The sequence below is a fragment of the Pseudomonas costantinii genome (assembly GCF_001870435.1).
Taxonomy (GTDB): Bacteria; Pseudomonadota; Gammaproteobacteria; order Pseudomonadales; family Pseudomonadaceae; genus Aquipseudomonas; species Aquipseudomonas costantinii.
The window spans coordinates 86051-105805 of record NZ_MDDR01000022.1 but is presented as its reverse complement, the minus strand read 5'-3'; the positions used below and the strand labels follow the sequence as shown (position 1 = coordinate 105805).

At 57.2% G+C, this 19755-nt stretch carries 20 protein-coding genes; 15 read left to right on the top strand and 5 right to left on the bottom strand.

All coding sequences use genetic code 11. From position 1 onward, the window contains the following. Positions 1-5: 5 nt before the first annotated feature. Together BFL40_RS11930 and BFL40_RS11925 are read right to left on the bottom strand one after the other, a co-directional pair. Positions 6-476: a DUF2271 domain-containing protein gene (locus BFL40_RS11930; RefSeq protein WP_071484176.1), complete on the bottom strand. Its 471-nt coding sequence runs from the start codon at positions 474-476 to the stop codon at positions 6-8. A gap of 85 nt (positions 477-561) precedes the next feature. Then, the gene (locus BFL40_RS11925) at positions 562-885 is read right to left on the bottom strand and encodes a PepSY domain-containing protein (RefSeq protein ID WP_053256076.1); all 324 of its coding nucleotides are present in this window, start codon (positions 883-885) and stop codon (positions 562-564) included. Between the two features lie 131 nt (positions 886-1016). On the opposite strand from BFL40_RS11925, the gene BFL40_RS11920 reads away from it, so the two are divergent. The 3 genes from BFL40_RS11920 to BFL40_RS11910 all read left to right on the top strand — a co-directional run bounded on the left by BFL40_RS11920 (position 1017) and on the right by BFL40_RS11910 (position 3901). Next, the gene (locus tag BFL40_RS11920; protein WP_053256075.1) at positions 1017-1676 is read left to right on the top strand and encodes a response regulator transcription factor; all 660 of its coding nucleotides are present in this window, start codon (positions 1017-1019) and stop codon (positions 1674-1676) included. Continuing rightward, a complete protein-coding gene (locus tag BFL40_RS11915) occupies positions 1673-3007 on the top strand; it encodes a sensor histidine kinase (protein ID WP_071484175.1) in 1335 nt (444 codons plus the stop codon). Before BFL40_RS11920 ends, BFL40_RS11915 begins: the two co-directional genes overlap by 4 nt. Before the next feature lie 219 nt (positions 3008-3226). After that, on the top strand, positions 3227-3901 hold the full coding sequence (locus BFL40_RS11910; protein WP_083374529.1) for a DUF4238 domain-containing protein: 675 nt from the start codon (positions 3227-3229) through the stop codon (positions 3899-3901). Positions 3902-3967: 66 nt separating this feature from the next. Here BFL40_RS11910 and BFL40_RS33690 read toward each other — a convergent pair whose 3' ends face one another. Then, a complete protein-coding gene (locus BFL40_RS33690; protein WP_256254403.1) occupies positions 3968-4099 on the bottom strand; it encodes a UvrD-helicase domain-containing protein in 132 nt (43 codons plus the stop codon). 104 nt (positions 4100-4203) lie between these two features. On the opposite strand from BFL40_RS33690, the gene BFL40_RS11905 reads away from it, so the two are divergent. The 4 genes from BFL40_RS11905 to BFL40_RS11890 all read left to right on the top strand — a co-directional run bounded on the left by BFL40_RS11905 (position 4204) and on the right by BFL40_RS11890 (position 7978). Continuing rightward, positions 4204-5103: a hypothetical protein gene (locus tag BFL40_RS11905; RefSeq protein WP_139213476.1), complete on the top strand. Its 900-nt coding sequence runs from the start codon at positions 4204-4206 to the stop codon at positions 5101-5103. Positions 5104-5133: 30 nt separating this feature from the next. Continuing rightward, on the top strand, positions 5134-6060 hold the full coding sequence (locus BFL40_RS11900; RefSeq protein ID WP_071484172.1) for a hypothetical protein: 927 nt from the start codon (positions 5134-5136) through the stop codon (positions 6058-6060). A 340-nt stretch (positions 6061-6400) separates the two neighbouring features. Then, on the top strand, positions 6401-7603 hold the full coding sequence (locus BFL40_RS11895) for a multidrug effflux MFS transporter (protein ID WP_071484171.1): 1203 nt from the start codon (positions 6401-6403) through the stop codon (positions 7601-7603). Between the two features lie 111 nt (positions 7604-7714). Continuing rightward, positions 7715-7978, top strand: a complete 264-nt coding sequence (locus tag BFL40_RS11890) for a DUF2790 domain-containing protein (protein ID WP_071484170.1) — start codon at positions 7715-7717, stop codon at positions 7976-7978. A gap of 6 nt (positions 7979-7984) precedes the next feature. On the opposite strand, the gene BFL40_RS11885 is transcribed toward BFL40_RS11890, so the two are convergent. Then, the gene (locus BFL40_RS11885) at positions 7985-8899 is read right to left on the bottom strand and encodes a site-specific integrase (RefSeq protein ID WP_071484169.1); all 915 of its coding nucleotides are present in this window, start codon (positions 8897-8899) and stop codon (positions 7985-7987) included. A gap of 115 nt (positions 8900-9014) precedes the next feature. Next, positions 9015-9818, bottom strand: coding sequence for a M949_RS01915 family surface polysaccharide biosynthesis protein (locus BFL40_RS11880; RefSeq protein WP_071484168.1), 804 nt, complete (start codon positions 9816-9818; stop codon positions 9015-9017). 469 nt (positions 9819-10287) lie between these two features. Between BFL40_RS11880 and arnC the strand changes: the two genes are divergently transcribed. From arnC to BFL40_RS11840, 8 genes are read left to right on the top strand one after another with little or no spacing between them, the layout of a single operon-like run. Next, a complete protein-coding gene (gene arnC, locus BFL40_RS11875) occupies positions 10288-11322 on the top strand; it encodes an undecaprenyl-phosphate 4-deoxy-4-formamido-L-arabinose transferase (protein ID WP_071484167.1) in 1035 nt (344 codons plus the stop codon). Then, positions 11319-13310 carry a bifunctional UDP-4-amino-4-deoxy-L-arabinose formyltransferase/UDP-glucuronic acid oxidase ArnA gene (arnA, locus tag BFL40_RS11870; protein WP_071484166.1) on the top strand — a complete coding sequence of 664 codons (1992 nt, stop codon included), beginning with the start codon at positions 11319-11321 and terminating at the stop codon, positions 13308-13310. Before arnC ends, arnA begins: the two co-directional genes overlap by 4 nt. Then, positions 13310-14194 carry a 4-deoxy-4-formamido-L-arabinose-phosphoundecaprenol deformylase gene (gene arnD, locus BFL40_RS11865; RefSeq protein WP_071484165.1) on the top strand — a complete coding sequence of 295 codons (885 nt, stop codon included), beginning with the start codon at positions 13310-13312 and terminating at the stop codon, positions 14192-14194. Before arnA ends, arnD begins: the two co-directional genes overlap by 1 nt. Continuing rightward, positions 14191-15846 (top strand): lipid IV(A) 4-amino-4-deoxy-L-arabinosyltransferase, encoded by a 1656-nt coding sequence (gene arnT, locus BFL40_RS11860; protein WP_071484164.1) that lies wholly within the window; start codon positions 14191-14193, stop codon positions 15844-15846. Before arnD ends, arnT begins: the two co-directional genes overlap by 4 nt. Next, positions 15843-16190 (top strand): 4-amino-4-deoxy-L-arabinose-phosphoundecaprenol flippase subunit ArnE, encoded by a 348-nt coding sequence (arnE, locus tag BFL40_RS11855; protein ID WP_071484163.1) that lies wholly within the window; start codon positions 15843-15845, stop codon positions 16188-16190. The genes arnT and arnE overlap by 4 nt, the downstream gene beginning before the upstream one ends. Further along, a complete protein-coding gene (gene arnF, locus BFL40_RS11850; RefSeq protein WP_071484162.1) occupies positions 16187-16600 on the top strand; it encodes a 4-amino-4-deoxy-L-arabinose-phosphoundecaprenol flippase subunit ArnF in 414 nt (137 codons plus the stop codon). Before arnE ends, arnF begins: the two co-directional genes overlap by 4 nt. Further along, entirely contained in the window at positions 16597-17976 is a 1380-nt protein-coding gene (locus BFL40_RS11845) for a UDP-glucose dehydrogenase family protein (RefSeq protein WP_071484161.1), read from the top strand. Before arnF ends, BFL40_RS11845 begins: the two co-directional genes overlap by 4 nt. Positions 17977-17979: 3 nt before the next feature. Next, positions 17980-19602 (top strand): ArnT family glycosyltransferase, encoded by a 1623-nt coding sequence (locus BFL40_RS11840; protein WP_071484160.1) that lies wholly within the window; start codon positions 17980-17982, stop codon positions 19600-19602. Positions 19603-19755: the final 153 nt, after the last annotated feature.

Genomic DNA, 19755 nt, shown 5'->3' with positions numbered 1-19755 from the left:
GGGTGCTACAGGTCGTAAGTAAACGCGTTGACGTAAGTGCTGCCGGTTGCCGGCTTGCCTGATCCTTGGGTGGTCAGGGGTACGCTGATGTCGGCTCGTCCTTCACGCTGGTTCTCCACGGCGCTGTCGATTCGGATCTGATACCCGGCATCAATCAAGGTGTCAGCCAATTCAACACTGACTTTGAGGGTGCGTCCGCTGCCCACACTGGCACCGCTGACCCCATCAAACTCCCTGGGGTTCTGGCCGCTGCCGCGGGCCCAGTCAGTCAAATGCCGGTAGTACTTGGCCTTCTTGCCGGCGACCCACAGGGTTTTCTGGTACTGGCCGTTGTCATCGGTGACGTAAATCGCCAGGTACGCATCATTACCGTTGTAGTCCTTGAGCTGGGTCGTCAGGGTCACTTCACGGGCCTGGGCCAGCCCCGGCAAGGCAATGGCGCCGGCGAGGCAGGTTGCAGCGATGAATTTTTTCATGAGGATGTCCTGGTTGAGCGTTGTAGCGAGAGCCTGGACTTGCTGGCTGACAACAACCTGAAAGCCCGGGGAGAAATCCAAATGCTCATTCAGCACCCGGGCTGACGAGGTAGTCCCGGGCATCGCCGTCGTCGCCGAAATTGACGTGCAACGTGCGCAGACGCAGGGAGGCGGGTGCATAACGCGCCTCGATGGCGTTGCCCCTGCGGTCAGTGCCCCTGAGCGTGTAGCAACCGTCGTCGACCTTGATGCGCTGCACGCTCCAGCCGTATTGCTGCTCTACGCGTTGACGCAAGGTCTCTCGCGGTTGCCAATCGCTGACGGGCTCGCTGCAGTCGTCATCGGCCAGCACGCTACCGCTGAGCAACAGGCTCAACAGCGCGGTACGTGCAATAAATGCGGTTTTCATGATCTGTCTCCTGCCGGATAGGCCTCTGTGGCCTACCCTAAGGGGCATTCCTGACAACCAGCTGAATCTTCAGATTCACCTCAGGTCTGGCGGTTAAGGTGCTGCACGACACTCATCAAGAGAGGTAGCAGATGCGGGTTTTATTGGTTGAGGATGCCCCCGGGCTGGGGGAGGCAGTGCGCGAGCAGATCGCCGACGACGGCCATGCGGTTGATTGGGTGCAGCGCCTGAACCACGCAAGCAATAGCGTGCGCACCACGCCTTATGACTTGATCCTGCTGGACCTGATGTTGCCGGACGGTCGCGGGTTGGACTTTTTGCGCGAGCAGCGCTCAGCAGGCAACGTGACCCCGGTGATTATCCTCACCGCCCAGGACCAAATATCCGATCGCATTGCCGGCCTCAATGCCGGCGCTGACGACTACTTGGTCAAACCGTTCGACCTGTTTGAACTCTCGGCCCGGGTGGCAGCCGTGGCCCGACGTTACAGCGGTAACCCCAACCCGCAGATCAAACTCGGTGAACTGCAGATCGACATGAACGCTCGCACAGTCCAGCGCGCCGGTATCACCGTGGATTTGACCGCACGTGAGTGGGCGCTGTTCGAGGCATTCGTGCAGCGCCCCAATGCGTTGCTGTCGAAGTCCCAGCTCGAAGAGCGTCTGTACGCTTTTGGCGCGGAGATCGAGAGCAACACCATTGAGGTCTATATCAGTCGCCTGCGTAAAAAACTGGGACGCGACCTGGTTGAGACCGTTCGTGGCATGGGTTATCGGTTGACGCCAGTATGAAGTCGCCGATAAGCCTGCAAAAACGCCTCGGCCTGGGATTGACCCTGGGAATGACCTTGCTCTGGCTGGGAGCGACCGTCGGTGCCTGGTTGGTGGTGCAACATGAACTGAACGAGGCGTTCGACAGCGCCCTGGAAGAGACCGCGCAACGCATCCTGCCCTTGGCCGTGCTGGAGATCAGCAACCGCGAGGCGCCCCGCGAAGCACAACACGTGGCCACCCTGAAAATGCACAAGGAATACCTGACCTATCTGGTGCGTGATGCACAGGGCCGGATTTTGATGCAATCCCACGATGCCAACCCGAAGATCTTCAACAAACATCCGGATGAAGGGTTTTCCACCACTGAAAAGTACCGGCTGTATGGGGCTAGCGCGCTACGCAAAACGCTGTTCATTGAGATTGCCGAACCGCTGGCGCATCGCCGTGAAGCGGCGCAGGAAGCCTTGTTTGCGTTGTTGCTGCCGTTGTTGGCGTTGGTTCCTATCAGTCTGTTAGGCACCTGGTTATTTGTGCGCATCAGCTTGCGCAGCGTGTTGGCTTATCGCCGCGCCCTGGAAACCCGGGGGGCCGGGGATTTGTCAGCGATCAACGTGGCAGGGCTGCCGGCAGAAATCGACCCGTTGGCCGACGCGGTCAACCACTTGCTTGAGCGCTTGCGCAAAACGCTGGAGGCCGAGCGCAGCTTTACCGCAAACAGCGCCCATGAACTGCGCACGCCGCTGGCCGCGACATTGGCGCAAATTCAGCGCTTGAGGCAAGAAGCACCAGAAGGCCCTTTACGCGTGCGCGCGGCGAAGATCGAAAACTCATTGCGCGACCTGGCGCGGCTCTCGGAAAAGCTCATGCAACTGGCCAAGGCCGAGGGTGGTGGGCTGTTATCCGAGGCGCCCCAGGACCTGATCCCGTTATTGGCCCACGGGGTGGACGAGTGGAATCGCAGCAGTGGGCAACGAATTGAGTTGCGACTACCCACCCAGCGCAGCGTTTACTCAGCGATAGACCCTGATGCGTTTGGCATCCTGCTGCGCAACCTGATCGAAAATGCGTTGAAGTACGGTGCCGTGGACCAGCCGGTCGAAGTCAGCCTCACGGACCAGGCGCTGCTGCAGGTGATCAACGGCGGCCCGGCCGTGCCCGAGGAGGTGTTGCAGCGCCTGACCGAACGCTTTGTGCGGGGTAACAGCGAAGCCAGTGGTTCAGGGTTGGGCTTGGCGATTGCCAAAACGATTGTGCTGGGTGTCAACGCGACGATGGCCCTGGCTTCGCCGGCGACGGGGCGAGAAGAGGGGTTTGAAGTCCGCGTCCAGTTTTTGTGCCTGCCAGGGTAAATGCGGATTGAGCCCTTAGCGTTTGAAAAGCTGTACGCATTGAGCTTGCAAGGTGTCTAGAGAATCCGGGGCGATTCACACCTCATTCAAGGACTCGCCATGAACACGAGGACATGGCCCGTTGAGAGAGTGGACGTCAGAAGCGGCTTTGTCGAATCAGTGGTTTAACGCGCTCATGAACATATCTGACATAACACCTGATTTAACATAATATACATTATGCGAATTATCATATATGGAGCTGGGGGGCTCTGGTGGTCAGATTTGAAGCCTGGTGCTGCCTCCTGCCGTCGTTTTCGCGGACGCGAAAATCAGGCACATGAGTTACCTTCAATAAATCGAATGGCAACGAACATGAGTCTGATATGTAGGCAGTCATTTGCCGAGAGCGTCCAACCTCTTAACCAGATACTTATTATCTCGGCACTGGGACAGGAAGGCTTGAAATCACCTGGGGCTGCTGCCGCGTTAGAGATGAATACATCTAAACATGCGTCACTGGAGCTGAATATTATTGGAGATATTCATCAATGCCTGCCCGATCGAAAATGGATTTTTCTTAAAGCCGGCGATGATTCACCAGGGTTTATCACCTCAGATTACCCCGTACACCTCATACCTCACGCATCTCGAATTGACGATGGCTGGGGGCTTGGGTTTGCGTCAAAAGATGTGAGGGCATTTATTCCACTGAATAAAAGTCTTGCTGTAATCGGTGATTATGAGACCACAGAAAGAATGGTTTCATTAGACAAAGAGGCTGTTGCCGCTTTTAACAGTAGAACTATCCGCGATGCGACTAGACAGATTTACGCTTACAGCGATGAGTTCGAATTCATAGGCCCAGATAATAAAATCATGACTGGCACGAGCCTGCCGAAAGTTCTTGAATGAGTATGCCCTCTCCCATCTGCGTTATTTCTTAAAAATATAACTAAACTAAATGGCTATTTAATTGAGCTATCCCCATCGTGTATCGCCGACCATTCGTATGTCGATGGACGAATGGAACAGTACGTCGAGAATTTCCCAGTCGTAACTGCTGAGGTCTTGCACCTCATCAACGAGGATCTCGTCATACAGGCACTCCAGCCCGTGAAGCAGTGCTCCCCTACTCTCTTCGTTGATCGCCTGGCGTTATGGCTAATCGCTGCTATATAAAATATTACTGAGCGCACGATACTTGGGGACCGGCTATGGCAGTGCCTACAAATGGAGTTATCGGTAGCGATGAGGCTAGAGCCTCATGGTGGAAATTTGGGCTTTCGCTATCGGTTGTCTTGATGGGCACAGCATGCTCTGATCGGCCGACGCACTTCACGCCCCCTAATAGGGCAGATCCAATTCTAGAAGTATCTGGGATCAAGCTAAAGTCCACCGACGAAATCATTGATGCGCTTAATAAAGGCGGCCCCACCAAGGAAAAACGGAACGAGGCTCAATTCAGTTTGCTCGCACAATCCGATATTTACTGTGGAGACTTTATCTCGTCGATCTATGGGCGAAGAGCAGTGACCAATGTTTGGTACAGCACTATTACGACAGCGACTGCCGCAGCGGCCGCAGTTGTGGGTGGTCGAGCAGCTCAAAATTTGGCGGGAACATCGGCGGTCACTAACGAGATGCGTGGTTCGATCAATAACGAAATGTATGGGGGGGAGCTCGTCCCAACTGTGGCAAAAGAAATCCTTACCATGCGCAAAACTGAGCTCACACGGATTGTGCTGCAACAGAATAAAAGCATCGAAGAGTACGGCCCTACCGCCGCATTATCTGATGCGATCTCGTACCACGAGCTGTGCTCAATACCTATTGCTGTGTCTAGCATTCTGGCTCGTGCCAACTCCAAATCATCAGACTCCAAAGTCGATTTGGCTGGGTCATTGAAAATGGTGGATGACGCTATCACCTACGAGAAAGGGAGGCTTAGCGACAAAACGATTATTCCGGATACAGCTGAAACGATACGGATAAAAAACAAAATCAACGATTTATCTGATAAACGCAGTGATTTAATCCGAATCTACGCCATACCAGGTATCCAGTCGACGGTATCTGAGGACTCCAAACCTGCCGCCGCTGCGAAGCAAAACTGAGGCACCGAGTATTCAAACCAGGAGAGAAACATGGGATATCACAGGGCAGTCCAAAAACTTGTTTTCACCAGTGCCTTGATTGGTCTCACAAGCTGTGCCTCTCAGCACGATTTCACCGCTGTCCCCGTTACTGAGCGCGTGAAAAGCCCAAAAGTACCGGGCGGGGATATAGCTGTGCTGTCTGAGCTACACCTTGACCTTGTACCTCTATATGAAAAGGATGGCCATATCGCAACGTCTGGCTTCATTGCAAGCATGCTTGGCCTTGATAGACATAGGATTGAAAGTTTGTCTTGCTACAGCCAAGCCCCAGATGACCTCGCCGTACGTTACTCAGCACCTCTTGTTGCCGTCTGGGGTCTGCCAGCGTATACGGGCTATAGGCATGACATTCTCAACAGCCTGCACTCTTTGCATGGCGGGAATGGCCAAGCAGTCGCATACCGACGCTCAAAGCTTGAAATCCTGGTGCATCAATCTTTCCTCACCAACCAACCCGACTGGCAGACAGGCTTCCTAATTCACGCCCTAGGTGACAGCTATGCCCATGTTTACTCACAGGGTGGGCAGCTTCACGCATACGGTGAGTTTGTTGGACACGCATTTGAGAACACCCCATGGGGGGAGAAGCCAGACTCCATTTTTGTGAATGGTCATGCGGAAACTTACCTGAGCTATGTATCTGCGCTATTCCGGTCACTCAGCCCTGCTGGAGGTGCTAATGAAGAAAGAAAAAATCTACTCGCTACGTTCAAGGCAAGAGTTCGCGTAGAGGCAGAAAAAGGTGACGATGCGGATAAAACTGCGATATTCGTAATGCCAAAGGATTCGAATTTTTATACCGATATCGAAAATAGCGATAAGGATTGTAAGCAAGCCTATAGGCGGCTTAATGATGGCGAGGTTCGATTATTTCTCCGGGCGCTAACCCTGCAACTAATCCAACCGAAAGCCTGATCGGGAAACGGATTTAAGCTATCTGACAGATTTCATCAACTTAGCAACCGCTCCGCCACGTGACATTTCAAGTGGTGCATGTAGTTAAACATTCTGTGCCAGCAATTGCCGTGACCTTAAAACTTCATACCCAAGGGAGCGTCACCTGCGTGCCCACGAAATACGTCGAAGTGTTCAGCAGGAGGCAATCAGGGTGAAAATTTGGAAAACTGGGGGCGCCCCTTGATGGGTAACCGTCCCTATTACCGTGCCCTATGAGTTTAACGGGGCGAACCTCCACCTTGTACACCCCAAGCCCACTCTCTAAGCTGACGGTCCTTTGCAGCAGCCTGGAACCCTCATGCCCCGAAGTATCGCCCGCCTCGCCTTACTCCTGGGATTGATCACCGCGATTGGTCCTTTCGCCATCGACAGCTACCTGCCCGCCTTGCCTACGCTTGGCACCAGCTTGCAGGCTTCACCGGCTGCCGTGCAGATGAGTTTGACGGTGTTCTTCATGGTCATTGGCGTATGCCAATTATTCTACGGTCCCATCAGCGATGTATTCGGTCGCAAGCCACCGATCTATGCCGGTTTGGTGATTTTCGCCATAGCCAGCATCGGTTGTGCATTGGCCCCCACCATCGAAGTACTGATTGGTTTTCGTGCTCTGCAGGCATTTGGTGCATGCGCCGGAATGGTCATTCCCCGAGCGATCGTTCGGGACCTCTATACCGGACATGAAGCCGCTCGACTGATGGCGTTGCTGATGCTGGTGATGAGTGTTTCGCCCATCCTGGCCCCCTTGGCGGGCAGCGTGGTTATCTCACTCTGGAGTTGGCGCGAAGTGTTTGCCGTACTGGCTGTCGTGGCGGTGCTGTGTCTGGTGATGACCATCATGCAATTGCCGGAAACCCATCCAGCCGAGCGACGATTGGGCAAAACCCTGCGCAACGCGGTCGGCAGTTACGGGGCGTTGCTGCGCGACCCGGTGTTTATCGGTTTGTCGGTGGTCAGCGGATTCGGCCTGGCCACGTTCTTCGTGTTCATTGGCAGTGCGCCGTTCGTGTACATCGAATACTTCGGCCTGACGCCCACGCAATTCAGCCTGTGCTTTGCCCTCAACGCGGCCTCGTTCTTTGCCATGAGCCAACTGACGGCACGCCTGAGTGCTCGCTTTGGCCTGGCGCCGCTGATCCGCTGGTCAGTCATATCAGTGGCCGTCGTTATGGCGCTGCTCGCGGCAACAACACTGTGGGGCAATAACCTGGCATTAATGATGACATTGCTGTTTGTCGGCTTCGGATTTCTCGGGCTGCTGTTACCCGCCGCCGGTGTGTTGTCCCTGGAGGATCATGGCGCGGTAGCGGGTTCTGCGTCAGCCCTGCTGGGTGCCATCCAGATGATCACGGCTGCATTGTCGATGACGTTGGTCGGTGTGTTCGCTGACCACACGCCGGCACCGATGTTGCTGGGAATTGCACTGTGCGCCGTCGCGGCGATGCTGACGACACTGTGGACCTTGCGGCGTTTGCCGGCCCACTTGGCATCCGCACGGTCCTGACATCGTTTTCACTGATATCCGCTATCGGCCGGAATCCATTCTGGTTCAAGGCCCGGCTTTATAGAATGACAACCACAGTCAAACCACCACCAATGGGTGCTGGAGGTCGTCATGCGTTACCTGCTTATTGTGGTGCTGAGCCTATTCAGCGCCCTCGCCGCGGCTCAGGGCGCTCCCAATGCGGGGGTTAACACGCCGGTCAATCAGGCTGACGATTACGCCGAAGACCTGGATATCGCCAAGGCTGTGCGTAACACCAATGCGGCGTCGACCACTTGTGGGCCGGTCAAGGGGCATGTGGTCTACGTTGATAGCCAGGGCGTGCGTCACGAACTGGACTACATGCGGGTAGGTGATGCCTGCCCACACAGTTGATCCCATTTACAGATCAAAGCGATCCACCGCCCGCCGCCGCTCATTGTCGTCGCGCACGTCATAGCTGGCCGTGGTCTGGATGTTGGTGTGGTGCGCCAGTTTCTGTGCGATTGACAGGTCATGTTCTTCAATTACTCGCGTGATGAAGGATCGTCGGAAGTCATGGGGCATGATCTTCACACCCACCTGTTCGCCACGTTGACGGGCGATGTAGTAAATCGCATGTTTGGTGATACGTTCACGGGTGATATGGCTACCCCGGCGGATGCGGTTGAACAGAAACGCATCGTCCTCCTCCCCTTCCTTAAGCTGTCCCCGGCGAAACTCCAGCCACGTTTCTAACTTGGCAAGCGCCCATGCCGGTGCGTACTTGATCAGTTCCTTGTTGCCCTTGCCGGTCACGCGCAAGCTGCGCTCGTCGAAGTTGATCTGCGCCAGGTCGAGATTGACCGACTCCGACTTGCGCATGCCAGATCCATACAAAATGCCGATGATCGCCGCGTCCCGCAGGCCCTGGGGGCGTGGGTCGGCGGCGCAGACGTCCATCATTTCACGGATCAACGTGCGGCGAAGGTTACGGCCCTGCCCCAGGCGTGTACCGGGCGCGGCCTTGACCGAGCGCATCTTCAACAAGTGATCCTGGCTGATCAGGCTCAGGCGCCACGCTTCATTCATCACCCCGCGTACCGCATTCACATACAGCGATGAGGTATTGGGCGCATAACCATCCTCGCGCAATGCTGCTACCAGGGCGATGACGTGTTCAGGCTGCAGCAGGTGCCAGTCGATCTCTTCGAGGTTGGTGTCTTCGAAGCCCAAACGGTCGGCAGCGTCCTGCAGCACGTAGCGCATGGTCAGTTGGCTGGAGGGCGCCAGGCGGGTGAGGTAGAGGGTCAGGGGATTGCGGATAGACTCAGCCAAGGCATATCAACCTTTGGATTAAATATATCGAGTAAATCATTGTTTAATCGATATATTTAGTGAATTGGCGAAAGCTGAGTCTAACGCAAGATCGGCTTTGGCACACAATCACCGGCTATTCATCGTCATCGGTAGGGTCTTGAGGCTGGGTCTGGGACTGGCTCCAATCAGTGTCCTGTTTCTGCATCAGCGCAAACCACTGCTGACGCATAAACGCCAAATAGCTGTCCGGCGCCTTGGTAAAGTCTTTTTCATCGCCATAGCAGCCAGGCAGCGGTAACTCAGTGCCCTGCTCCTTGTACTGGCTGACCAGTGCCTGTTGTGCTTCGATGCTGCAATCCTTGGGCAACGGCATGCCACGCAATGCGCCTGCCTCCTCGTCCCACCAACTCGCGCCTACGCGATCGACGCCCCGCAGGCGGTACTTCTGGGATTTACCGACATGCATGATCAGCTTGAATTCATGAGGGCTGACATCGCTGGTGCAGGTACGCGAATAACCCACGGTGGCCTGGGTGATGCCATCGCCGGAAAGATCGGTGACCTTGGTGGCAGCCATGTCAAAACGCAGCCCTGCGTCGAATTGGCAATGCTGCACATCGTCATACAGCATCCACACGCGCTTGGGATGGTCGCCGCCGAGCAAATACTGGGCCGCGTAGACAAATGCCGACTGGGTGCCATCATCGTCACGCTCGCTGACTTGTTCGGCGAGTACCAGCAGATTCTTGCCTTGGCGGTCGTCCCAGGTATAAGCCGCGACCTGCTTGCCGCGTACTTCAACGCCATCCGGCATCTGGCTGACGGTGGTGAGTGCTACCCCGTCATCGGCCCGCACGGTCGTGACACACGCCACGGTCATCAACAAACCCAACAACGCGGGCCGCAATTGGCCGCGTAAAAGCTGCACGCTATTCATCCGAGTACCCTGGCAAGAGATGGCTTACTTTACCGGCACTTGAGGGGCAATGCAGAGAAGATTGTTGAATAAAACCGGTGGCAGATGGCACTCTTCGAAAAACGCTGCGGTTTTGCCATGGAAAGGTATCCCTAGACACTTCAGTCACTTAGCTGAACCCTAGCTGTCTACCTGTCAAATAAACGAGTTTTTCATCTGCCTTTCATATTCGTTCAACATTTTTCCGCTTAATCTTGGCCGCAGGACTTGAGAACGAACCGCGTTTTTCCCGACTAACCTGTTGATTACGCTTTACCTTTCATATATTTCGTCTTTACTCTGCTAGCCCATGGAAGAAATTATTGCCCGTCCTCAGGAAAGTCGAATGAATACCGCAAACCCACGCTACGTTTAATCGGTGAGCTGCCCATCAGCCCTGATTACTGCTGTTTTCACGCTCCAACCGCTCTAGCACCGAGGTCTTGAATCTTTGAAACCCTACCCTATTCATCTCGTGTCGATCGTTATCCCGGTCTACAACGAACAAGAGAGCCTGCCTGAATTGCTGCGTCGCACGACGGCGGCCTGCAAGCAACTGGCTTACGAATACGAAATCATCCTGGTGGATGACGGTAGCCGCGACAATTCGGCCCAATTGCTCGAAGACGCCGCCGCTGAAGACGGCAGCAACGTGGTGGCGGTGATCCTCAACCGTAACTACGGCCAGCACGCGGCGATCATGGCCGGCTTCGAGCAGTGCCGGGGCGACGTGGTGATTACCCTCGACGCCGACCTGCAGAACCCGCCGGAAGAAATCCCGCGCCTGGTGGAGCAAGCCGCCTTGGGTTACGACGTGGTTGCCACCGTACGTAACAACCGCCAGGACTCAGCCTTTCGCCGCTGGCCGTCGCGCCTGATCAACCTGGCCGTGCAGCGCTCGACCGGCGTGGCCATGACCGACTACGGCTGCATGCTGCGCGCCTATCGCCGCACCATCGTCGACGCGATGTTGGCCTGCCGCGAGCGCAGCACCTTTATCCCGATCCTGGCCAACGGCTTTGCCCGTCACACCACAGAGATCCTGGTGCATCACGCCGAGCGTGAACACGGCGTGTCCAAATACAGCCCGATGCGCCTGATCAGCCTGATGTTCGACCTGCTGACCTGCATGACCACCACGCCGCTGCGCCTGCTGAGCATCGTCGGTTTCAGCCTGGCCGCGTTGGGCATGGTGTTTGCCTTTGCGTTGATCATTCTGCGCCTGGCCTTCGGCGCCACTTGGGCCGGCGACGGCACTTTTGTGCTGTTCGCCGTATTGTTCGTCTTCACCGGCGGTCAATTCATCGGCATGGGCCTCTTGGGTGAATACCTGGGTCGCATGTACAGTGACGTCCGTGCCCGTCCACGCTTCTTTATTGAAAAAGTGCTGCGTAACCAACCCGCAGCACCTGCTCCGGTCGTCGTGGTCGACGGCCTGACGACTTCTCATACCTCCACTTCTCCTTCGGATCAGGTTTCGCCATGAATTCAAAAGCTGTTGTCTTCGCTTACCACGATATTGGCTGTGCAGGCATTGAAGCCCTGCTGGCTGCCGGCTACGACATCGCTGCCGTGTTCACCCATGCCGACGACCCCAAGGAAAACAATTTCTACGGTTCCGTCGCTCAACTGTGCGCCCGCAACGGCATCCCTGTGCATGCACCGGAAGACGCCAACCACCCTCTGTGGATCGAGCGTATTGCCAAGCTGAACCCGGATTTCATCTTCTCCTTCTACTACCGCAACCTGCTGAGCGAAGCCCTGCTGGCCACCGCCAAAAAAGGCGCGTTCAACCTGCACGGCTCTCTGCTGCCTAAATACCGTGGCCGTGCTCCGGCAAACTGGGTACTGGTCAACGGCGAAACCGAAACCGGCGTGACCCTGCACCGCATGGTCAAGCGTGCCGATGCCGGCGCGATCCTTGCCCAGCAGAAAGTCGTCATCGACCGTACTGATACCGGCCTGACCCTGCACGCCAAACTGCGTGAAGCGGCCACCAACCTGCTGCGCGATGCCCTGCCACAACTGGCTCAAGGCAAGCTGGCAGAAACTGCCCAAAACGAAAGCCAGGCGACCTACTTTGGCCGCCGTACCGCCGCTGATGGCAAGCTGGACTGGAAAAAACCGGCTGAAGAGCTGTTCAACCTGGTTCGCGCCGTCACTCAACCGTACCCAGGCGCTTTCTGCGCCGTGGGCGAGCACAAACTGATTGTTTGGCAAGCCGAAGTGGTCAAGGGCAACGAAGGCCTGGCTCCAGGCCGTGTGATCAGCGTCAACCCGCTGCGCATTGCTTGCGGCGAAGACTCCCTGGTGGTCAAGTTCGGTCAGCGCAACGAAAACGGCCTGTACCTGGCCGGCCCTTCCCTGGCTGATGAACTGGGCCTGGTGGACGGTTCCGTACTGCGCGGTGCCGAGTCCGGCCGCAAACCACGTCGTACTCGCGTACTGATCCTGGGCGTGAACGGCTTTATCGGTAACCACCTGTCCGAGCGCCTGCTGCGTGACGACCGTTATGAAATCTACGGTCTGGATATCGGCTCCGACGCCATCGAGCGCCTGCGCAGCCACCCGAACTTCCACTATGTGGAAGGCGATATCAGCATTCACTCCGAGTGGATCGAGTACCACATCAAGAAGTGCGATGTGGTCCTGCCGCTGGTGGCCATCGCTACGCCGATCGAATACACCCGTAACCCGCTGCGCGTATTCGAGCTGGACTTCGAAGAGAACCTGAAACTGGTTCGCCACTGCGTCAAGTACAACAAGCGCGTGATCTTCCCGTCGACCTCCGAAGTCTATGGCATGTGCCAGGACCAGTACTTCGATGAAGACACCTCCAACCTGGTGGTGGGTCCGGTCAGCAAGCAACGCTGGATCTACTCGGTCTCCAAGCAACTGCTGGACCGCGTGATCTGGGCCTACGGCGACAAAGGCCTGAAGTTCACCCTGTTCCGTCCGTTTAACTGGATGGGCCCACGTCTGGACCGTCTGGACTCCGCCCGTATTGGTAGCTCCCGTGCTATCACCCAGTTGATCCTGAACCTGGTTGAAGGCACCCCGATCCGTCTGTTCGACGGTGGCGAGCAGAAGCGTTGCTTCACTGACATCGCTGACGGTATCGAAGCCCTGGCACGCATCATTGATAACGAAAATGGTGTGTGTGACGGCCAGATCGTCAACATCGGCAACCCGGAAAACGAAGCCAGCATTCGTCAGCTGGGCGAAGAACTGCTGCGTCAGTTCGAAGCTCACCCGCTGCGCAGCAACTTCCCTCCGTTTGCCGGTTTCCGCGACGTAGAAAGCAAGGCGTTCTACGGCACCGGTTACCAGGACGTGGCACACCGCAAGCCAAGCATCGAAAACGCCAAGCGCCTGCTGAACTGGGAGCCGACCGTAGAGATGAGCGAAACCATCGGTAACACCCTGGACTTCTTCCTGAAAGAAGCCATGCTCGAAATCGCGGACAAGAAGTAATGCAGGCAGGTCTTCGCATTGACGTCGACACCTACCGTGGCACCCGTGAAGGTGTGCCGCGGTTGCTCGAGTCCCTGGATGAAGCCGGGGTAAAAGCGACGTTCTTCTTCAGCGTTGGACCGGACAACATGGGGCGCCACTTGTGGCGCCTCATCCGTCCGCAATTCCTGTGGAAGATGCTGCGCTCCAACGCCGTTGGGCTGTATGGCCTGGATATTTTGCTGGCCGGCACCGCCTGGCCGGGCAAACCGATTGGCCGTGACCTGGGGCACTTGATGCGCCAGGCCAAGGCTGCCGGCCATGAAGTCGGCCTGCATGCCTGGGATCACCACGGCTGGCAGGCCAACACCGGACGCTGGAGCGACGCACAGCTGATCGAGCAGATTCGACGTGGCGTAGACACCCTGAGCGACATTCTCGGTGAGCGTATCGACTGTTCAGCGGCCGCCGGTTGGCGCGCCGATGAACGCGTGGTGCAAGCCAAGCAAGGTTTCAACTTTCGCTACAACAGCGATTGCCGGGGCACCAGCCTGTTTCGACCGACATTGGCCGATGGCTGCGCGGGCACCCCACAAATTCCGGTAGACCTGCCGACCTTCGACGAAGTCGTCGGACCGGTGGTGGCTGCCAAAGATTTCAACGGCTTCATTCTTGACCGGTTTGCCGAGTCGAAGCTGAACGTCTACACGATTCACGCAGAGGTAGAAGGGATTCTGATGGCTGATGATTTCCGCCAGTTGCTGGCCCAAGCCGGGCAGCGCGGCATCGACTTCAAACCCCTGGGCGACCTGTTGCCCGCGGATGTGACCACCCTGCCCCAGCAACAGCTGGTGCGCGGTGCGTTGAGCGGCCGAGAAGGCTGGCTCGGAGTGCAGCAGGCATGATCCGGCGCTGGGCATTGCCCCTGCTCCTGTTGGCGTTTGCTGTGTTTTACCTGTTACCGCTGGCCACTCATGGTCTGTGGATTCCCGATGAAACCCGTTATGCGCAGATCAGCCAGGAAATGCTGCTGACCGGCAAGTGGGCCTCGCCGCACTTCATGGGCATTCGCTACTTCGAAAAACCCGCTGCAGGCTATTGGATGATCGCGCTGGGCCAGGCGATCTTCGGGCAGAACCTGTTCGGCGTGCGATTTGCTTCGGCCTTGAGCACCGGGCTGAGCATCCTGCTGGTCTACCTTGTGTCTCGCCGGCTGTGGAACGACCCACAAAAAAGCCTGGTCAGCACTGTGCTGTACATGAGCTTTGCCAGCGTGGCGTTGCTCGGTGGTTATGCAAACCTGGACCCGCAATTCACCTTCTGGGTCAACCTGACGGGCGTCGCGCTGTGGTTCTGTTTCGATAGCGCCACGCATCGTGGCCGCTTGTGGTCCTGGGCCTTGCTCGGCTTTGCCTGTGGCATGGGCTTCATGACCAAGGGTTTCCTGGCCTGGTTGTTGCCGGTATTGATCGCCCTGCCCTACGCGATCTGGCAGAAACGCTTTCGTGAATTGCTCGGTTACGGCGTGGTGGCCGTGATCGTCGCGATTGTCGTCAGCCTGCCCTGGGCGTTGGCTGTACACCTGCAAGAGCCGGATTACTGGAACTTCTTCTTCTGGCACGAGCATATCCAGCGCTTTGCCGGTGAAGATGCCCAGCATGCCGAGCCGTTCTGGTATTACCTGCCGTTGTTGGTCGCCTTCTCGTTGCCGTGGGTTGCCCTGTTGCCGTCTACGGTCAAACAGGCATGGCTGGAAAAACGCTTGCCCAAGACGGTTTTCCTGCTGCTTTGGCTGTTGATGCCCCTGGCATTCTTCAGCCTGGCCAAAGGCAAGCTGCCGTCCTACATCATGCCGTGCCTGCTGCCCCTGGCCCTGCTGATGGGCTCGACCCTGAGTGACAAGCTCTCTCTGGGCCATGGCCGTGCATTGCGCATCAACGGTTGGTTGAACCTGGTTATCGGTGTCCTGGGCTTGTTGGCGATCAGCTGGTTTCAATTGAAGAAGCCGGTGTACGAACACGGTGAGGAAACCCTCAGCCTGGTGCTGGTGTTTACCTTCTTGTTCGGCTGGATCGTCGCCAACCTGCTGCAAGCCGCACGCCCTTTGAAACTGTGGGCTGCGCCGGTCATCGGCAGCTGGTTGCTGGTGGCATTGGTGCCGGCCGCCCTGCCCCATTCGGTGGTGTACAACAAGACCCCGGATCAGTTCATCATCGACCACTTGCAGGAATTGCAACCGACCACCGCCTTGCTGAGCAATGACCTGGGCGCAGCATCAGCCCTGTCATGGCGCCTGGCGCGTCCGGATGTTGCTCTCTACAACACCGTTGGCGAAGTGAAATACGGCATCGCCTATCCGGACACTGCCCATCGCCGGATCGACATCAACGAAGTCCAGCAATGGATGACTGACGCGCGTAAACAGGGCTCTGTCGGCGTGGTCATGCGGGTCAAGGGCGACGACGAAGTCGCCGAAGTGAACCTGCTGCCCCAGGACGGTAAGCGCTACGAGCAAGGCAATATCGTGATCATGATCTTTCCACAGGTCACGCAATGATCACCCTGCTTCTTTTGTTAGGTGCCTCTCTCCTCACGTGCATGGGCCAGGTCTCGCAGAAGTTTGCTGTGGAAAGCTGGCGCGACCAGCCGGACGGCTGGGCGCCGAAACTGCGTTCGCCATGGCTGTGGTCGGCGCTGGTCTGCCTGGGCCTGGGCTTGTTGGTTTGGCTGTTGGTATTGCAGCGCCTGGAAGTCGGCATCGCCTACCCTATGCTCAGCGTGAATTTTGTACTGGTCACGCTGATGGCGCACTTTGTGTTTCATGAACACATTGATCGCCGTCACTGGCTGGGGGTCGTTCTGGTCATCGCCGGTGTCGTCCTGCTGGGACGTCAGGTATGAGCCGGGTTCAAGGCTTCGCCCTGGCCTTGGGCAGTGTCGGCCTGGTCAGCGCCGCCCAGTTGGGCATGCGCTGGAGCATGACGCGCCTGCCGTTGCCCGCAGAGTGGTTGAGCGCGTTCAACAGCAACGCCATCGACTTGGGCGCCTTGGGCGTAGTGATCCTGGCGATCATCGCCTATGCATTGTCGATGCTGTGCTGGCTCGGCGCGCTCAAACACTTGCCCCTGGGGCGCGCCTATTCGCTGCTCAGCATCAGCTACGCGCTGGTGTACCTGCTGGCGGCCAGCCTGCCGGTGTTCAACGAACATTTTTCGCTTTCAAAAACCCTGGGGGTGGCTTTGGTCATCCTCGGTGTACTGGTTATTAACTCTCGTCGTGCTAGCGTTGCAAGCCCCAGGAATTCCCCATGAAAATCAGTGTATTTGGTAGTGGTTACGTCGGTCTGGTACAGGCCACCGTATTGGCCGAAGTCGGTCACGATGTAATCTGCATGGACGTTGATAAAAGCAAGGTCGAATCGCTCCAGAAAGGCCACGTGACCATCTTCGAGCCGGGCCTCGCCGCCATGGTCAAGGAAAACCTGGAAAGCGGACGCCTGCACTTTACCTACGACGAAAAACTCGCCGTTGAACACGGTGAAGTACTGTTTATCGCCGTGGGCACGCCATCGGACGAAGACGGTTCGGCTGACCTGAAATACGTGCTGTCGGTAGGCGATGCCGTGTCCCGTCATCGCGTCGAGCCGGTGATCCTGGTGGAAAAATCCACCGTTCCCGTCGGCACCGGCGATACCTTGCGCGCGCATATCGAGAAAAACCTACGCGACGCTGGCCGTCACCTGGTATTCGATATCGTCTCCAACCCGGAATTCCTCAAGGAAGGCACGGCCGTTGCCGACTGCCGCCGCCCGGACCGAATCGTCATCGGTTGCGAGCGCGAAGAAGTGCGTGAAGTGATGCGCGACCTGTACGCGCCATTCAACCGCAACCACGACCGCATCATCTTCATGGACCTGCGCAGCGCCGAACTGACCAAGTACGCTGCCAACTGCATGCTGGCCACCAAGATCAGCTTTATCAACCAGATCGCCGAGCTTGCCGAACACCTGGGTGCCGACATCGAAGCCGTGCGCCTTGGCATCGGTGCCGACACCCGCATTGGCTACCACTTCATCTACCCTGGTTGCGGCTACGGCGGTTCGTGCTTCCCCAAAGATATGCGTGCCTTGATCCACAGCGCCAAAGAAGCCAATTGCTCCAGCGACCTGCTGGAAGCCGTGGAAGCGATTAACCAACGCCAGAAGAGCAAGTTATTCGAACGTATCAATGCCTTCTTCAAGGGCGATCTGCAGGGCAAGACGTTCGCCTTGTGGGGCCTGGCCTTCAAACCCAACACCGATGACATGCGCGATGCGCCAAGCCGTGTGCTGATGGAAGCCCTGTGGGCAGCAGGCGCCAATGTTCGCGCGTTTGACCCGGAAGCCATGCAGGAAACCCAGCGTATCTACGGCGACGAGTCGCGCCTGACGCTGCTGGGTACCCCGGAGTCCGCCTTGAGCGGCGCCGATGCGCTGATCGTCTGCACCGAATGGCAGCAATTCAAGGCGCCGGATTTTGACCTGATCCTTGATCGTCTGAAAAACCCGGTGATCTTCGACGGTCGCAACCTGTACGACGGCGAGCGCCTGGCACGCAAAGGCTTCAAATATTTCCCAATGGGCCGTGGCGACTCCTGCGAGTTGCCGATTCCCCAACAAAACTGGGTATCGCCAGTCAAGGAAGACTGATACGTGAACAAAGCTCATCCGCCCCTGCTGAATGCAACGATTCGTCACCAGTCGCTGGGGCTTGGGCTCCTGGCGTTGGTGCTGTTTATCGCCGGTAACTGGCACCAGACAATTATTGGGTTTGACTCTCGATTCGTGTTGTTTGCCCAGGAAATGCTGCGTCATGGGCCGAGCTTTTTCCCCACGACGTATGGGCAGCCCTACGCCGACTACCTGGCGACTTCGACGTTACTGACATGGCTGCTGTCCTTGCCTTTTGGCCAGGTCAGCAGTCTTACGGCGTGGTTGCCCACGTCCATCGCTTCGGCGCTGATCGTCACGCTGGTGTATCGCCTTACGGCGCCCTACTCCGCGCGTTGGGGGCTGTTGAGCATCGCAATGTTGTTGCTCAGCAGTACCTTCATCAGCGAAACCCGTGCCGTGTCCCTGGACCAGATGCTCGCTGCCGTAGCCTTGACGGTGTTCTACCTGGGTTATGCGCATGATCACTTCGGTGCAGCCAAACGTCTGCACTGGCTGTTTCTTTTGCTGATTCTGGGTTTTGCGATTCGCGGGCCGATCGGCCTGGTCATTCCAACGGGCGTATTGTGCAGCTATTACCTACTCAACCGGCAATGGCGCCAACTGTTCACCTTTGGTGTGCTGGCCCTGGCCCTGTTGGCGGCGTGTGTCGGTCTATTGCTGCTGCTGGCCAAGCTCAGTGGTGGCGAGGAGTTCTTGCGGGACGTGATCCGCATGCAGTTCATGGGCCGCATGGATGGCACCGAAGGCTCCAGCGGCGTGCTGTATTACTTCACCAGTTCCATGGGCAATTACGCTCTGGCCTATCCGGTGGCGTTGTTGGTGCTGCTGGCAGTCGTGCTCGGCGGCCGTCGGGCACCGGACCCTGCGCTGCAGTTGGTGTTGTACTGCGCGGCGGCCGGCTTGCTGGTGATGTTGGGCTTGTCGGTACCTCAGGCCAAAAAGGCGCGTTACATACTGCCGATGCTGCCGATGGCCGCGATCATTGCGGCCTACCCGTTCCAGGTCAGCCAAGGGCGATTGTTTGCTTGGCTGCGCGGCTTGATGCTGGGCATCTGGACGCTGTTGCCGGCACTCTTGGCGATCGGGCTGGTGGTGGCGCGGCGGCGTTACCCAGAGCAGTTGGCCAGCCTGGGGCTGATCTTCACGGTACTGGGCGCGCTTCAAGTACTGGCGTTGTTGGCCGTGTTCAAACCTCGACTGCGCACCTTGGGCCCGGCATTCGCCGCAGTACTGGCGATCTGGTCGACTTACATCGTGGTGGTCGAACCGTTGGAGCGTGCCGTGTATGACACTCGCACCTTCAGCCTCGCAGTCAAAGCCCAAATCATGCAACAACCGGCACCTGTAGTGCTGCATGGCTTGGGTAAAGATGCGAAAGCCATCAAGTTCATGGTCAACTTCGAATGCGATAAGGTGCCGCTGTTTACCCAGTCATCCGCTGACCTTGCGCCGCTGCAAGGGCCGGCGTGGGTGGTTATGAGCGCGAAGGATTTCGAAGGGTTGCAAGACCCACGGTTGCGCTCGATCACGCCTACGCTCACCGGGGTGTTCGACAAAGACCCCTATGTGTTGCTGCATCTGGAGAAAGCTTCCCCGCTTTGATTGCAGTTCCAGCTTCCGTGTAAGAAACAACGCCCGCTCTTCAAGGAGTGGGCGTTTTTCGTCATGACCACCAAGAAACCGCCTACGTAGCTATGCGTAACGGCTGGTGCACTACGCCTTCCGGCACCTGGATCCCAAATGTAGACTCGCAAT